This is a genomic window from Azospirillum sp. A1-3, assembly GCF_023806445.1.
In the GTDB taxonomy this organism is placed as follows: domain Bacteria; phylum Pseudomonadota; class Alphaproteobacteria; order Azospirillales; family Azospirillaceae; genus Azospirillum.
On record NZ_JAMSLU010000004.1, the window covers coordinates 449,665 to 463,950 of the forward strand.

Annotated in this window: 15 protein-coding genes; 11 read left to right on the top strand and 4 right to left on the bottom strand. The window is 69.1% G+C overall.

The window, feature by feature from the left end:
* Window positions 1-43: 43 nt before the first annotated feature.
* A complete protein-coding gene (locus M5E06_RS23385) occupies window positions 44-421 on the top strand; it encodes an ArsR/SmtB family transcription factor (protein WP_252140238.1) in 378 nt (125 codons plus the stop codon).
* Between the two features lie 16 nt (window positions 422-437).
* Here M5E06_RS23385 and M5E06_RS23390 read toward each other — a convergent pair whose 3' ends face one another.
* Window positions 438-824, bottom strand: a complete 387-nt coding sequence (locus tag M5E06_RS23390; protein WP_252140239.1) for a DUF423 domain-containing protein — start codon at window positions 822-824, stop codon at window positions 438-440.
* Window positions 825-940: 116 nt separating this feature from the next.
* Between M5E06_RS23390 and M5E06_RS23395 the strand changes: the two genes are divergently transcribed.
* Complete coding sequence (locus M5E06_RS23395) at window positions 941-1,693, top strand: glycosyltransferase family 2 protein (protein ID WP_252140240.1); 753 nt, start codon at window positions 941-943, stop codon at window positions 1,691-1,693.
* Here M5E06_RS23395 and M5E06_RS23400 read toward each other — a convergent pair.
* Entirely contained in the window at window positions 1,684-1,911 is a 228-nt protein-coding gene (locus M5E06_RS23400; protein WP_252140241.1) for a hypothetical protein, read from the bottom strand. The two genes, M5E06_RS23395 and M5E06_RS23400, sit on opposite strands and share 10 nt — an antisense overlap.
* Before the next feature lie 278 nt (window positions 1,912-2,189).
* Between M5E06_RS23400 and M5E06_RS23405 the strand changes: the two genes are divergently transcribed.
* From M5E06_RS23405 to M5E06_RS23445, 9 genes are all read left to right on the top strand, one after another.
* The gene (locus M5E06_RS23405; protein ID WP_252140242.1) at window positions 2,190-3,812 is read left to right on the top strand and encodes an EAL domain-containing protein; all 1,623 of its coding nucleotides are present in this window, start codon (window positions 2,190-2,192) and stop codon (window positions 3,810-3,812) included.
* 130 nt (window positions 3,813-3,942) lie between these two features.
* Entirely contained in the window at window positions 3,943-4,296 is a 354-nt protein-coding gene (locus tag M5E06_RS23410; protein ID WP_252140243.1) for a hypothetical protein, read from the top strand.
* 157 nt (window positions 4,297-4,453) lie between these two features.
* On the top strand, window positions 4,454-4,906 hold the full coding sequence (locus M5E06_RS23415; RefSeq protein ID WP_109150306.1) for a hypothetical protein: 453 nt from the start codon (window positions 4,454-4,456) through the stop codon (window positions 4,904-4,906).
* A gap of 118 nt (window positions 4,907-5,024) precedes the next feature.
* The gene (locus M5E06_RS23420; RefSeq protein WP_252140244.1) at window positions 5,025-6,212 is read left to right on the top strand and encodes a phosphoserine transaminase; all 1,188 of its coding nucleotides are present in this window, start codon (window positions 5,025-5,027) and stop codon (window positions 6,210-6,212) included.
* A 484-nt stretch (window positions 6,213-6,696) separates the two neighbouring features.
* Entirely contained in the window at window positions 6,697-7,641 is a 945-nt protein-coding gene (locus tag M5E06_RS23425; RefSeq protein WP_252140245.1) for an SDR family NAD(P)-dependent oxidoreductase, read from the top strand.
* 57 nt (window positions 7,642-7,698) lie between these two features.
* Window positions 7,699-8,472 carry an HNH endonuclease family protein gene (locus M5E06_RS23430; protein WP_252140246.1) on the top strand — a complete coding sequence of 258 codons (774 nt, stop codon included), beginning with the start codon at window positions 7,699-7,701 and terminating at the stop codon, window positions 8,470-8,472.
* Between the two features lie 95 nt (window positions 8,473-8,567).
* Window positions 8,568-9,968 carry an amidase gene (locus M5E06_RS23435; RefSeq protein WP_252140247.1) on the top strand — a complete coding sequence of 467 codons (1,401 nt, stop codon included), beginning with the start codon at window positions 8,568-8,570 and terminating at the stop codon, window positions 9,966-9,968.
* A 73-nt stretch (window positions 9,969-10,041) separates the two neighbouring features.
* Complete coding sequence (gene yddG / locus M5E06_RS23440) at window positions 10,042-11,013, top strand: aromatic amino acid exporter YddG (RefSeq protein ID WP_252140248.1); 972 nt, start codon at window positions 10,042-10,044, stop codon at window positions 11,011-11,013.
* A gap of 78 nt (window positions 11,014-11,091) precedes the next feature.
* Complete coding sequence (locus tag M5E06_RS23445) at window positions 11,092-12,873, top strand: ABC transporter ATP-binding protein/permease (RefSeq protein WP_252140249.1); 1,782 nt, start codon at window positions 11,092-11,094, stop codon at window positions 12,871-12,873.
* A gap of 6 nt (window positions 12,874-12,879) precedes the next feature.
* On the opposite strand, the gene M5E06_RS23450 is transcribed toward M5E06_RS23445, so the two are convergent.
* Both M5E06_RS23450 and gcvA read right to left on the bottom strand, forming a co-directional pair.
* Window positions 12,880-13,242 (bottom strand): HVO_A0114 family putative DNA-binding protein, encoded by a 363-nt coding sequence (locus tag M5E06_RS23450; protein ID WP_252140250.1) that lies wholly within the window; start codon window positions 13,240-13,242, stop codon window positions 12,880-12,882.
* Between the two features lie 137 nt (window positions 13,243-13,379).
* Window positions 13,380-14,276, bottom strand: a complete 897-nt coding sequence (gcvA, locus tag M5E06_RS23455) for a transcriptional regulator GcvA (RefSeq protein WP_252140251.1) — start codon at window positions 14,274-14,276, stop codon at window positions 13,380-13,382.
* Window positions 14,277-14,286: the final 10 nt, after the last annotated feature.

Genomic DNA, 14,286 nt, shown 5'->3' on the forward strand with positions numbered 1-14,286 from the left:
ACACGTAAAAACGAATCGGAACGGACAGGGCGACGGTAGAGCGATGAAGATCGAGGATTTGCAGGCCAACGCCCGCCGGGCAAGTGCGCTGTTGAAGGCGATGTGCAACGAGCGGAGGCTGCTCATCCTGTGCCATCTGAGCCAGGGCGAGCGGTCGGTGGGCGAGTTGGAGGAACTGGTCGGGCTCAGCCAGTCGGCGCTGTCCCAGCATCTGGCTCGGCTGCGCAACGACAATCTGGTCCGCACGCGCCGCAGCGCCCAGAACATCTACTATTCGCTGAATGGGCACGAGGCGCAGACGATCATGACGACGCTGCACGGCCTCTACTGCACGCCCGCGGCGGAGGACGCCGACAGCGATAGCCGCAGCGGCGACTCGGTCGCCGAGCAGTCCGACCTGCGGGCCGCTACGGCCGGCTGATTGACGGGCGCAAGCCTCAGCCGCGCGCCCGCAGAGCCGCGACCGCCAGCGCCAGCCAGCCCAGCATGAAGCTCCATCCGCCGGCCGGCGCCGTCATCGGCACCGGCAGCGGTCCGACGGTGCCCAGCGCGTAGAGCGTGCCGCAGAACAGCAGAATCCCGACGACGAACAGCCATCCCGCGAGCCGCAGGGCCAGACCGCCCATCCCGCCGTTCCCGATCCGGCCGCCAAGCGCCACCAGCAGCACCAGCGCCAACGCATGCGCCATCTGATACTGCCCGGCGATGCGGAACCATTCCTGCGCCTGCGGCTGGGCGGCCAGCGCGTGACTGGCATAGGCCCCGGTGCCGACAGCCATAGCGCCGTTCAGCGCGGCGAAGACGATCCAGATCCGGTCGATCACTCCCACGGGCGTCCTTCCCTTCCTTCGCGCCACCGCCGGCCCGTGTTTAGAGCCTGGAGCAGTGTTATGCTGACGCCTGTCTACACGCAGCCCGCCCGTGCGAGCAAGAAACGACCATGACGCCCACGCCCCCCACTTCCCTGGCCAGCATCGTCACCCCCACCTGGCAGCGCGAGGAGTTCCTGCCGCGCCTGCATGCCTGTATCCGGGCACAAACCCATGGCGAGATCGAGTGGCTGGTGTTCGACGACAGCCCGCGCCCATCGGCCTACCTGAAGGCGCTGGCCAATCCGCGGCTGAAATATTTCTATTCGCCCCGCCGCTACGCCATCGGCGAGAAGCGCAACATCCTGGCCGAACATGCCAAGGGATCGGTGATCGTCCACATGGACGACGACGACTTCTATGCGCCGACCTATGTGGAGCGGATGCTGGACTGGCTCGACCGGGGACATGATCTGGTGAAGCTGTCCGGCTGGTTCCTCTACAGCGTGCCGCATCGGCGCTTCGGCTATTGGGACACGGCCCGCGGCGGCTCGCACCACCGCTGGGGCCGGCAGGCCTGCAGCTATGTCGAGGCGCCGGACACCCCGCCCTCTCCCGACAATCTCGACGGTTACGGCTTTTCCTACGCCTACCGGCGCGCGGTGTGGGAGGCGGTGCGCTTCCCGGCGGTGAACGCCTGCGAGGACGCGCCCTTCGTCAAGGCCGCGCGCGAACGCTTCCGCGTCGGCGCCTTCCCGGACACGGAGGGGCTGTGCCTGCACACGCTGCACGCCCGCAGCACCAGCCTGTGCCTGCCGCAGTACGAGTTGCCGCCGCTGCTGATGGAACGTCTGTTCGGCCCGGAAGCGGCCGCCTACACCTGAACGTCGAGGAACATGCCGCGGCGATAGTTGCGCGGCAGCGTCAGCACGCCGTTGACCACAAGCGCGGCCAGCTCACGCAGGCTCGGAACCCGTTGCCGTCCCTGCTGGACGACGCCTTCGGCACGTGCCCGTGCGCCGCTCGCGACAACACGACCGCCACCGGAGTCGGGGCGGATCAACTCGTTCGAACGGTCGCCGGTGCGTCTGGTCTCTACCATGGAGGCTATTTACCATAAACGCCGCACAGGGGGAAGAGGCGCCGACTGTGACAATAACCGTTTGAACCCAAGAGGATAGCGCCCGCAGCCACCTGCCGGCTGCCGCACGCCGTCCGGGCCGCAGATATTTGACCTAACGTAATTTCGATAGTGGTAGGATTTCCTTTACGTTTAGAATGCGAACCTTCGGTAGACATAATATTTCGCCGGGTGCGCAGGGTCACGCCGTTCCACCCCACCGAGATTCCCGCCCCAACCGCGAGCCTTGCCGAGGCATCATGACATCGGACGTCGCACGCTTCCTTGGCTTCGCATTTGCCAATGCGGATGTGCTGATCGAGGTGGACGCCCGCGGAATCATCGGCTTCGCCGCCGGCGCCCTGCAGCATGTCCTGGGCATCACCGATGCCGACCTGATCGGCCAGCCGGTCGACCGGATGCTGGCGGCCGGCGACCGCGGGCTGGTGCGGCGCCTGCTGCGCACCGCCGGGTCCAATCGGCGGCTGGAGCCGCGGACGGTCGCCCTGGCCGGCGGGGCGCAGGCCACCCTGTCCGGCTATCGGCTCGGCCGCTCGCCCAACGTGCAGCTGACTCTGACCCGGTCGGAAAGCAAAGGAGCCGACGCGCCGGCCCGCGACGCGGAGACCGGGCTGCTCGACCCCGAGGCCTTCCAGGCGCAGCTGGGCGAGCGCTTCGGCGTCGATGTCGGCCAGTCGCCGCCGAAGCTGACCCTCATCAAGATCGCCGACTTCGGCGAGGTCAAATCGCGGCTGGGCCCGGAACTGACGCTGCGCCTGCTGGGAGAGGTCGGGGCGCTGCTGCGCGTCCACGCCGCCGACGACACGCTGGCGACCCGGCTGGGAGAAGACCGCTTCGGCCTCGTCCACGGCAGCGACCTGTCGGCCGGCGCGCTCGCCGACGAAATCGCCGTGGCCGGCGCCGGCCTGTCGCCGGACGGCCAGCCTCTGGCGTCGGAAAATCTGACGCTCGACATGTCCGCACCCGGCCTCAGCCGCGAGGACGCCGGACGCGTGCTGATGTTCACGGTGAAGAGCTTCGCCGAGGAGACGGCAAAATTCGACATCTCCACCATGCATGACGCGGTGAAGCTGCTGGTCGACCAGACGGTGACGCGGGTGACCAGCCTGCGCACCACCCTGACCGACGACCGGCTGAAGCTGCAGTTCCAGCCCATCGTTTCGCTCGCCACCCGCGGCCTGCACCATTACGAGGCGCTGGCCCGCTTCCCCAACGGTGCCCCCGGCCCGACCATCGCCTTCGCCGAGCAGATCGGCATGGTCCATGACGTCGATTTGCTGGTCTGCGAAAAGGCGCTGGAGACACTGAGCGCCGATCCCTCGCTGCAGATCGCCGTGAACATGTCGGCGGCCTCGCTGGGCAGCGACATCTTCGTGGTCGCCTTCCAGCGGCTGGTCGCCCGCGACCCGGCTTTGCGTTCCCGCCTGCTGGTGGAGGTGACCGAATCGACCGGACTGACCGACCTGCCGCGCGCCGCCCGCGTGCTGGAGGAGTTGCGCCGCGCCGGCCACCGCATCTGCCTGGACGATTTCGGCGCCGGAGCGGCGTCCTTCCCCTACATCCAGGCCCTGCCGGTCGATTTCGTGAAGATCGACGGCAGCTATGTCCGCCGGCTGGGCGGCAGCCCGCGCGACGATGCCATCCTGCGCGCCATGGTCGGGCTGTGCCGGGAGATCCGCGTGCAGGTGATCGCCGAGATGGTGGAGACGCCGGACCAGGCGGCGCAACTCAACGCCTGGGGATTCGAGCTGGCCCAGGGCTATCATTTCGGCAGACCGGCAGACCGCCCGGCCTACAAGCCGGCCAGCCTGTTCGCCTCGCCGGCGGCCGCCCGTCCCGGCCTGTCGGACGGCTGGGCCTGAGGCCGCCCAAAATCTATGACCGACGCCATACGACCAAATCTTTTCCTTCCGAGTGGAATGAAAGCCGGAGCGGCGACGTTCATCGGCTCATGAGGGGACAAGATACCCCCGACACCAGGAGGACGCCGGAATGACTGGCCGCTTTGGTTTTGGATTGAAAGCCGTGGTTCTGGGCGCTCTGGTCGCCGGATCGATGCTGGGCGCCACCGTCAGCCCCGCCGCCGCCCATGATGGCTGGCGCGGACGAGGCGACCATGGCCGCGAATGGTACGGCCCTGGCCGCGGCGGACCGGACTGGCGCTGGGAGCGCCCCCATCACCGTCATTGGCGCGAGCGCGGCGCCTATTACGCCCCGCCGCCCGTCGTCTACGCCCCGCCCCCGGTGGTTTACGCGCCGCAGCCGCGGGTGATCTATGCCCCGCCGCCCGTCGTCTACGCGCCGCCGGTGGTCCCCGGCTTCGGCCTCAGCGTCAACATTCGTTGACGCACCTGGCGCTGACGCAACGGCCCACCCGGCGAAAAGGACGGCTTCCGGCAGAGCGCTCCCCGCATTATGGTGCGCCCCGTTCGGTAAAGCCGCCCCCGCCGGGGCGCAGCAGCCAGGGAGACGGGCTTTGCGGGTTCTTAGTGTGTGCGCCGCGATGGTGGGCAGCCTTTCCATCGCCTTCGGGATCGCCGGCACGGTTGCCGGTTCCGCCGATGCGGCCGAGCCCCGCCTGATGGCGGCGCTGGGCAACACCGTGCTGACGATGACCGACATCGGGCCGAAGCACACCCAGGTGTCGGTGAACGACAAGCCCGTGTTCGAGGACAAGGAGAGCGACATGCTGTCCTTCGTCGGCGCCTATTCCCTGAAGGACCGCTGGATCGCCCTGTTCCAGGCCGACACCGGCGCCAAGGACTGCCCCACCCGCTTCCGCATCCTGGAGGTCGGCGGGCCGCAGCCGTTGGTCTCCTATCCCTTCGGGTCCTGCAGCGACGCCGCCCAGGTCACCATCGACAACGATGTCCTGACCATCTCGATGCCGCAGCCCGGCGGCGGGGGCGAGGCCGCCTGGACCTATCGCAACGGCAAGATCGGCCGCACCAAGTGAGCAATCGGCACGGCAGGGTTCCGCATCCCGCGCCGTGTCCCTAGATTGACGGCGGCAGGCGCAGCTTTTAAGGTCCGGACCTCCGCACATTCCCGTTCCGGGACAGGAAGTTCGCTCCATGACTGCCAGCAGCGCCAGCCGGCCCAGCCGCCGGCCCAACACTCCGCTCTTCTCCTCGGGTCCCTGCGCGAAGCGTCCGGGCTGGTCGCTCGACGCGCTGGACGGCGCGCTGCTCGGCCGCTCCCACCGCTCCAAGCCGGGCAAGGCCAAGCTGAAGGAGGTCATCGACCTCACCCGCGCGGTGCTGGGCATCCCCGGCGACTACCGCATCGGCATCGTCCCCGCCTCCGACACCGGGGCGGTGGAGATGGCGCTGTGGTCGATGCTGGGCGCCCGTGGCGTCGACATGCTGGCCTGGGAAAGCTTCGGCAAGGAATGGGTGACGGATGTCGCCAAGCAGCTGAAGCTGCCGGACGTCCGCAACCTGATTGCCCCCTATGGCGAGCTGCCGGACCTGTCGGCGGTCGATTTCAGCCGCGACGTCGTCTTTACCTGGAACGGCACCACCGCCGGCGTGCGGGTGGCCGACGGCGACTGGATCGCCGACGACCGCGAAGGGCTGACCATCTGCGACGCCACCTCCGCGGCCTTCGCCATGGCGCTGCCCTGGCACAAGATCGACGTCGCCACCTGGTCCTGGCAGAAGGTGCTGGGCGGCGAGGCGGCGCACGGCATGCTGGTGCTGAGCCCGCGCGCCGTCGAACGGCTGGAAAGTTTCCAGCCCGACCGGCCGCTGCCGAAGATCTTCCGCCTGACCAAGAACGGCAAGCTGATCGAAGGCATCTTTGAAGGCGACACCATCAACACGCCGTCGATGCTGTGCGTCGAGGACGCCATCGACGGCCTGCGCTGGGCCTTGTCGCTGGGCGGTCTGACCCAACTGATCCGCCGGTCGGAGCAGAACCTGCGCATCGTCGCCGAATGGGAGGAGACCAGCCCCTGGGCCGGCTTCCTCGCCAAGGATCCGGCGAACCGCTCCTGCACCTCGATCTGCCTGCGCTTCACCGATCCCGACGTGACCGCTCTGACGGAGGAGGCGCAGGCCGCCTTCGCCAAGAAGCTGTCCGCCCTGCTGGAGAAGGAGGAGGCCGCCTTCGACGCCGGGTCCTACCGCGACGCGCCTCCCGGCCTGCGCCTTTGGGGCGGGGCCACGGTGGAAAACGAAGATATGGAGGCGGTGCTGCCCTGGCTCGACTGGGCATTCGCCACCGTCAAGGCGGAGGTTCTCGGCCCCAAGCAGGGCTGAGGTCGACCAAGCGCAAGCCGGGCCTTAATCCACAGCCCTGCTCCACCCTCCTCAAAATGCCCCACCGTGGCACAACCGCCACGGTGGGGCTTTTTGCATGGGCTGCTCTTGTGCTTTGCAGCAAAGGTTCGGGCCAAGAAACCGTTCGTACACCGCAGCATTTCTGCACCAGTGTGACCAGCCCGACGCGTGTTCCAACCTCGCGAGCTTGACCATGGTTATCCACAGAACCGTGGACAAGGTGGTGGATAAGCCTGTTGAACCATCGGTGCCGCCTGTCCCGAAACCGTCATGGAGGAAACGGGACCGATTCGCCCCTGCGGTCGCCGGACGGGCGGGGGCGGTTCCCCGGTTGAGGCGCCGCCCTATCCCGAAGATGGTCTGGCACCCTGTCGGTTGTGTCCCGACTCTTGGAAGGGATTTCCGGCGATCCCGCTGCGGTGCGGCAACGCCGGTGCAACGACGGAAGGGCTCGGGAACGACCATGGCGCACTACCTCATCACCGGCGGCTGCGGTTTCATCGGCTCGCATCTCGCCGACCGGCTGCTCGCCGACGGGCACCGGGTGACGATCCTCGACAACATGTCGAGCGGCCGGCTGGAGAACAAGCCAAGCGCCGCAGCGCTGGTGGTGGGTGACATCGCCGATCCCGACGCGGTGCGCGAGGCGATGGCCGGCGATTCCGGCGAAGGCGTGGACGGCGTCTTCCACCTTGCCGCCGTCGCGTCGGTGCAGAAGTCGCGAGAGCTGTGGGCGGAGACCCACCGCACCAACCTGCTGGGCACAGTCACCGTGTTCGAGGCGGCACGCGATGCCAAACGCGGCAGCCCGATCCCGGTGGTCTACGCCTCCTCCGCGGCTATCTATGGCGACAACACCAACACCCCGCTGAAGGAGGACGAGCTGCCGCGCCCGCTGTCGGCCTATGGCGTCGACAAGCTGGGTTGCGAGATGCACGCCCGCGTTGCCTGGGCGATCCAGGGGGTGCCGACAGTCGGCTTCCGCTTCTTCAATGTCTATGGCCCGCGCCAGGACCCGATGTCGCCCTATTCCGGCGTGATCTCCATCTTCGCCCGCCGGGTCGCCCGCGGCGAGGATGTGGAGATCCATGGCGACGGGCAGCAGGTTCGCGACTTCGTCTTCGTCGGCGACGTGGTGCGCATCCTGGCGCTGACGATGGAGCGGCGATTTGCCGGGTCCCAGGTCTACAACCTCTGCACCGGCCGCGCGACCTCGCTGGTGATGCTGCTGGAGGTGCTGCAGGAACTGTGCAACAGCAAGGTCCGCCGCCGCCACACCGAACCGCGGGCCGGCGACATCCGCGTGTCGATCGGCGACCCGTCGCTGATGCGCTCCACCTTCGACACCATGTGCCAGGTCGGCCTGCTCCAGGGCCTGAGCGCCACCCTGACCGGCCGTATGCCTTGAGGGCGGTGCCATAGGCGGGTATGAGGGAGAGGGTGCAGTCGTCAAGGTGAATGAAGCATGGCCCGCCGCCGTTCCCTGCCCCTGCGGGCGCTGTTCGTCATCCTGGCGGTCCTCGCCGTCGTCGCGGTGGCCGAGCGGGTTCACATCATCCCGCCCGGCACGCTCGACCGCCTGCTGGGGCAGGAGACCCACCGCCCCCGCCAGCCGCGCAAGCAGGAGCAGGCCGAACCACCGCCGCCGGTCGTCGCTCAACCCACCGACAAGATCGACTATGCCGATGTCGCTCGGCAGCTCGACGGCATCCGGGTGGAGCCGGAGAAACGACGCGGCTACCAGCGCGAGGACTGGCCGCACTGGCTGGCGCTGGAGGGCGGCTGCCTGAATGCGCGCGAGAAGGTGCTGATCCGCGACTCCCGCCGCCCGGCGACGCTCGACGCCAAGGGCTGCGGCGTGAAGTCCGGCGACTGGCTCGATCCCTACACCGGCGAACGCTACACCGATCCGCAGATGGTCGACATCGACCATCGGGTACCGCTGGAGGAGGCCTATGCCAGCGGCGGCTACGACTGGAGCCGGGAGAAGCGCGCCGCCTACGCCAACGACACCAGCGACCCGCTGACCCTGCTGGTCTCCAGCCGCGAGGCCAACCGCGCCAAGGGTTCCAAGGGGCCGGAGGACTGGCTGCCGCCGAAGCGCGACGGCATCTGCCTCTATGTCGCCGACTGGATTCTGGTGAAGGCGCGCTGGAACCTCAGCATGGACGAGCGGGAGCGGGTGACGGTCGGCAACATCCTGAACGACTGCCGCGCCTCGGCCGGGCAGCAGCGCTGACGCAGCCCTGCCCTGCCCGGTACTTTGTTGGGCGCACCACCGGTTTCGCGCTACCGTCCGCCCCAAAATCAGATGGCCGGAAATGGGAGGGATGCGTGAACCAGGAACCCAACGTCCTGTGGCGGGAAAGCGCCGCCACCCTGGCCGAACGGCTGGCGAAGCGGGAGCTGTCGGCGCGCGAAGCGGTCGAGGCGCATCTGGCGCGGATTGCCGCGGCCGAACCGGCGCTGTCCGCCTTCATCACCGTCGCCGCCGACGCGGCGCTGGCCCGCGCCGACGCGCTGGACGCCCAACCGGCGCCCGTCGGACCGCTGCACGGGTTGCCGGTGGCGGTGAAGGACCTGACCGACACCGCCGGCATCCGCACCACCTACGGCTCGGCGCTCTATGCCGACCATGTGCCGACCAGCAGCGACATCGCGTTGGCGCGGATCGAGGCGGCCGGTGGCATCGTCATCGGCAAGACCAACACGCCGGAATTCGGCTTCGGCGCCATCTGCCGGAACCGCCTGTATGGCCCGACCCGCAACCCGGCCGATCCCGCCCTGACCTCCGGCGGGTCGAGTGGCGGGTCGGCGGCGGCGGTCGCGGTCGGCATGGCGCCGCTGGCGCACGGCACCGACTATGGCGGGTCAGTGCGGATTCCAGCCAGCTTCTGCGGCATCGCCTCCATCCGGCCGACGCCGGGGCTGATTCCGGCACCCGGCCGCGCGCTGGGCTGGGACACGCTGGCGACCCATGGCGTGCTGGCGCGCGACACCGCGGATTGCGCGCTGCTGCTGTCGGCAATGGCCGGCGGCGACCTGCGCGATCCGACCTCACTGTTCGGCGACCGCGACGACGGTTCGGAGACGCGGCTGGGCGCCACCGCCGATTTCGGCTTCGCCACCGTCTCCCAGGCGGTGCGGGAACGCTTCGCCGAAGCGGTGGAGCGGCTGGAGCGGGCCGCCGGGCCGGTGGCGCGCCGGCATCCCGACTGCGGCGACGCCATGGCGACCTTCCGCACGCTGCGCGCCGCCCAGACCCGCCACGCCTTCGGCCCTATGCTGGCCAAACATGGCGAGGCGCTGACCGACACCATCCGCTGGAACATCGAGGCCGGCGCCGGCATCACCGCCGACGCCTATCTGGAGGCGCAGGCCGCCCGTACGGCGCTTTACCGCCGCTTCGTCGCCCTGTTCGAGGAGATCGACGTGCTGGCCGCCCCGGCCTGCGGCGTGCTGCCTTGGCCGAACGAGGACGGCGAGGTGACGGTGATCGACGGCCGGCCGGTGGAGACCATCCTCGACTATATCGGCGTCACCGCCGTCGTGACGCTGATCGGCTTCCCGGTTCTGACCCTGCCGGTTGGCGGTTCGGATGGGGGGGACGGCCTGCCCTTCGGCATCCAGCTGATTGCCCGGCCGGGCGAGGAACGGCGCCTGATCCGCCTGGGGCGCATGCTGGAGCGGGAGGCCGGGTTCACCCACCGCTGGGCCGCCGGGTGGGCACCCTGACCGGCAGCGGGTGACAAGAGGCCGCGCCCAACCTCCATTGCGGCCGGCCACCCCGTAGGCTATGCACCCGCGCATGAGCGCCGACGCCTTTTCCGATTCCACCCTTCCCACTCCCACTTTGCCCCGGTCGCCCGCCGCCCCGCCTGTCGCGGAGGTCCGGCGCGCCACCGGCATCGGGGCCATCGCCATCCTGCTGTGGTCGACGGCGGCGCTGCTGACCTCAATGTCCAGCGCCATTCCGCCGCTGCAGCTGGTGGCTGTCGCCTTCGGGCTGGCCTTCCTGACCGGCAGCACCGTCGCCGCGTTGCGCGGGCGCAGCGTGATCGGCGCATTGCGCCAGCCCCTGCCGGTCTGGCTGGTTGGTGTCGGCGGGCTGTTCGGCTATCACGCCTGCCTGTTCCTGGCCTTCCATCTGGCGCCGACGGCCGCCGTGGAAGTCAACCTCCTGAACTATCTCTGGCCGCTCTGCATCGTCCTGTTCTCCGCACTGCTGCCGGGGGAGCGGCTGAAGGCCGCCCATGTGGCGGGGGCGCTGTGCGGGCTGGCCGGTACGGCGCTGATCGTGTCGGGTCGCGGCGGCGGGCTGCACCTGGACGCCGGCAGCCTGGGGGGCAATCTGCCCGCCTATGGCGCGGCGCTGGCGGCGGCGCTGATCTGGGGCGTCTATTCCGTGCTGTCGCGCTGTTTCGGCTCCGTCCCGACCGAGGCGGTGAGCGGCTTCTGCCTCGTCACCGCCCTGCTCGGCCTGACCGGGCACCTGCTGTTCGAGGAGGCGACCGTCTGGCCGCAGGAGGCGCTGGGCTGGCTGGTCCTGCTGGCTCTCGGCCTCGGACCGGACGGGCTGGCATTCTTCGCCTGGGACCATGGCATGAAGCGGGGAGACATCCGGGCGCTGGGCGTGCTGTCCTACGCCGTGCCGCCCGCCTCCACCCTGCTGCTGATCCTGTTCGGGCGGGCTAGCGGCGGCTGGACCGTCTGGGCCGCCTGTGGGCTGATCGCCGGCGGCGCCCTGATGGCCAGTTGGGACATGATCCGGGGCAAGTGACAGCGAATTCATGCCTCCGGCGCGGCAAAGGGTGGTAATCGGCAGATCATGTGCTGACCGCTTGCGAGTGCCCGACCGATGCCCGCGCGTGCATACACCCCGCCCGCTCCCACCGGACGCCTGTCCGCCGCCCGCCATTTCCTGTCCGACGTCTGGCGCCTGACCAAGCCCTATTGGTCGTCGGAGGAGAAATGGGCGGCGCGCGGCCTGCTGGCGGCGATCGTCATCCTCAATCTGGCGGCGGTGTTCATGGAGGTCTGGTTCACCCAGATCAACGCAGACATCTTCAACGCGCTGCAGGAGAAGGACCAGAGCGGCTTCATTCACGCCCTGCTGGTGTTCGGCGGCCTGGCGCTGGTCTTCATCGCGGTGGCCGTCTATCGCCTTTATCTGAACCAGATGCTGCAGATCCGCTGGCGGCGCTGGCTGACCGAACGCTATCTCCGCGATTGGCTGGAGAATCAGACCTATTACCGGCTGCAATTCGCCAACACCGGCACCGACAACCCCGACCAGCGCATCGCCGAGGATCTGCGCAGCTTCGTCCAGCTGACGCTGAGCCTGTCACTGGGCTTCCTGACCAATCTGGTCTCGCTGGTCTCCTTCCTCGCCATCCTGTGGAGCCTGTCCGGGTCGGTCACCATCCCGTGGCTGGGCATCGATCTTCCCGGCTACATGGTGTGGGTGGCGCTGGTCTATGCCGTCGCCGGCACCTGGATCACCCACAAGATCGGCAAGCCGCTGGCCCGGCTCAGCTTCGACCAGCAGCGTTACGAGGCCGACTTCCGCTTCGCCCTGGTCCGCCTGCGCGAGAATGCAGAGAGCGTCGCCCTGCAACAGGGCGAGGCGCAGGAGGCGCGCGGCTTCGGCGACCGCTTCGCCCGCGTCGTCGCCAACTGGTGGTCGCTGATGCGCACGCAGAAGCGGCTGGTCTGGTTCACCTCCGCCTATGGCCAGATCGCCGTCATCTTCCCGCTGCTGGTCGCCGCCCCTCGCTATTTCAGCGGCGCCCTGCCGTTGGGCTCGCTGATGCAGACCTCCCAGGCCTTCGGGCAGGTGCAAGGCGCGCTGTCCTGGTTCATCGACGCCTATGTGAACCTCGCCGACTGGCATGCCACCACCAGCCGTCTGACCGGCTTCCACCATGCGGTACAGGCGGTGCGCGCCGCCGGCCGCGACCATGCGGGCGTGGAGCGCGCGGCGGCCACAGACGGCGCCCTGACGCTTGACGGGCTGGCCCTGACCCTGCCCACCAGCGGAACGCCGCTGGTCCGCGCCGACCTGACCGTGCAGCCGGGCGACACCTTGCTGATCACCGGCCCTTCCGGGTCGGGCAAGAGCACCATCCTGCGCGCCATCGCCGGCATCTGGCCCTTCGGCCGCGGCCGCATCGCCCTGCCTGCCGGCGGCACGGCCACCGTCAACGGCAGCATGGTCCTGCCGCAGAAGCCCTATCTGCCCATCGGCACCCTGCGCGCCGCCGTCACCTATCCCTCCCCTCCCGACGCCTTCGAGGCGGAGGCGGTGCGCGAGGTGCTGGACGCCGTCGGCATGGCCGGCTTCGCCGACCGGCTGGACGAGGAGGATCACTGGACGCAGCGCCTGTCCGGCGGCGAACAGCAGCGCATCGCCATCGCCCGCGCCCTGCTGCACAAGCCCGACTGGCTCTATCTGGACGAGGCCACCTCCGCCTGCGATCCGGAGACGGAGGAACGACTTTACGGCCTGCTGCGTGCCCGTCTTCCCGGCACCACCCTGGTCAGCGTCGGCCACCGCCCCAGCCTCGCCGCCTTCCACGACCGCCGGTTGACGGTGCGGCGCGACGGCGACGGGATCGGGGAGCTGGCAGCGGCCAGGTAAGGACGATCAGGCGGCGAACCGGATGGTGGAGGCGATCTCGTCATGGGGCATCGACAGGCTGCCGTCCGGATGCCGCTCGATCAGCCCCAGTTCAGCGAGCGCGGATACATCCTCGTGCACGCGCTTGACGTCCCGCTTTAACTCACGCGCAAGCGCCCGGATACCCTCTGCCGGCCGCTGCCGCAAATGGCGCAGCAACTCATAACGCTTGGGCGTCAACACGGCGCAGAGCGCTTCCCAGCTGTCGAAGTACAGCCGGTCGGTGGACTCGACCGTCTCGCCGGCTTCCGCAGCTTTCCACGCGGCGATCACGTCGGCTCCCGCCTGCGCCAGGGCGCCTTCCATTACGCGGATGTCATGCTTCGCCATGATCTCTCCTCCATGCCGCGACGATTCACTCTGCATCACCGAAGTTGTATCGCTCCTCGCATTCTCCAAGACACCGATGAACGCCCTCTCCCGGGGCGGGAGAGGGAAGAGAATGCCCCCTCCCTGCTCGTTCTCGGTCAAATCTCCCCCCGCGCCTCCGCCAGCAGCCACTGTCGGAAGGCGGCGAAGGGCGGGTGGTTGGCCTTGCCGCGGGGGTGGACGAGGTAATAAGCCCGCGCGCTGCGGTGCGGCCGGTCGATGGCCGGGACCAGGGTGCCGTCGTCCAGCTCGGCGCGGACCAGCAGGGTCGGCAGCAGGGCGACTCCCAGCCCCGCCTCCGCCGCCTGGGCGGTGGTGGCGAACTGCTCGAACACCATGCCGGCGCCGGGACGGGGCGGCAGCCCCTGGGCCGACAGCCACTCGTTCCAGGCGTCGGCGCGCGTGCTGGTGTGCAGCAGCGGCAAGGACAGCAGGTCGGCAGGCTCCGCCACCGGATGCGCCTTGAGGAAGGCGGGAGAGCAGACCGGCAGCACCTCCTCGTCCAGCAGATGGTCGCAGACGGCGTCGGGCCAGTCGCCGAAGCCGTAATGGATGGCAGCGTCCAGGTCATGCAGCCGAAAATCGAAGGGCGCCAGCTTGGTGGTGAAGTGGATCGTCACCTGCGGGTGCGCCGCCTGGAAGGCCGGCAGCCGCGGCACCAGCCAGCGCGTGCCGAAGGTCGGCAGGATGGCGAGGTTCAGCACGCCGCCCTTCGGCGCCGCGATGGTCCGCACGGTCGCCGCCGCGATCTGGCGCAGGGCGTCGCGGATCGGATCGGCATAGAGCGCCCCGGTCGGGGTCAGCGTCACCCGCTGGCCCTTGCGGGTGAACAGCGGGGTGCCGATCTGGTCCTCCAGCGCCTTGATCTGCCGGCTGACCGCCCCTTGCGTCAGCGACAGCTCGGCCGCTGCGGCGGTGAAGCTGCCGGTGCGGGCCGCCGCCTCGAAGGCGGTCAGCATGCTCATCGAGGGGAGGAGGCGGCGCTGCAGATCCATGCCCCTTCAT

What these genes read in the sequence shown, in the direction of transcription:
- M5E06_RS23385 (WP_252140238.1), top strand. Translation starts at nt 44, where the DNA reads ATGAAGATCGAGGATTTGCAGGCCAACGCCCGCCGGGCAAGTGCGCTG.
- M5E06_RS23395 (WP_252140240.1), top strand. Translation starts at nt 941, where the DNA reads ATGACGCCCACGCCCCCCACTTCCCTGGCCAGCATCGTCACCCCCACC.
- M5E06_RS23400 (WP_252140241.1), bottom strand. Translation starts at nt 1,911, where the DNA reads ATGGTAGAGACCAGACGCACCGGCGACCGTTCGAACGAGTTGATCCGC.
- M5E06_RS23405 (WP_252140242.1), top strand. Translation starts at nt 2,190, where the DNA reads ATGACATCGGACGTCGCACGCTTCCTTGGCTTCGCATTTGCCAATGCG.
- M5E06_RS23410 (WP_252140243.1), top strand. Translation starts at nt 3,943, where the DNA reads ATGACTGGCCGCTTTGGTTTTGGATTGAAAGCCGTGGTTCTGGGCGCT.
- M5E06_RS23415 (WP_109150306.1), top strand. Translation starts at nt 4,454, where the DNA reads ATGGTGGGCAGCCTTTCCATCGCCTTCGGGATCGCCGGCACGGTTGCC.
- M5E06_RS23420 (WP_252140244.1), top strand. Translation starts at nt 5,025, where the DNA reads ATGACTGCCAGCAGCGCCAGCCGGCCCAGCCGCCGGCCCAACACTCCG.
- M5E06_RS23425 (WP_252140245.1), top strand. Translation starts at nt 6,697, where the DNA reads ATGGCGCACTACCTCATCACCGGCGGCTGCGGTTTCATCGGCTCGCAT.
- M5E06_RS23430 (WP_252140246.1), top strand. Translation starts at nt 7,699, where the DNA reads ATGGCCCGCCGCCGTTCCCTGCCCCTGCGGGCGCTGTTCGTCATCCTG.
- yddG (WP_252140248.1), top strand. Translation starts at nt 10,042, where the DNA reads ATGAGCGCCGACGCCTTTTCCGATTCCACCCTTCCCACTCCCACTTTG.
- M5E06_RS23445 (WP_252140249.1), top strand. Translation starts at nt 11,092, where the DNA reads ATGCCCGCGCGTGCATACACCCCGCCCGCTCCCACCGGACGCCTGTCC.
- M5E06_RS23450 (WP_252140250.1), bottom strand. Translation starts at nt 13,242, where the DNA reads ATGGCGAAGCATGACATCCGCGTAATGGAAGGCGCCCTGGCGCAGGCG.
- gcvA (WP_252140251.1), bottom strand. Translation starts at nt 14,276, where the DNA reads ATGGATCTGCAGCGCCGCCTCCTCCCCTCGATGAGCATGCTGACCGCC.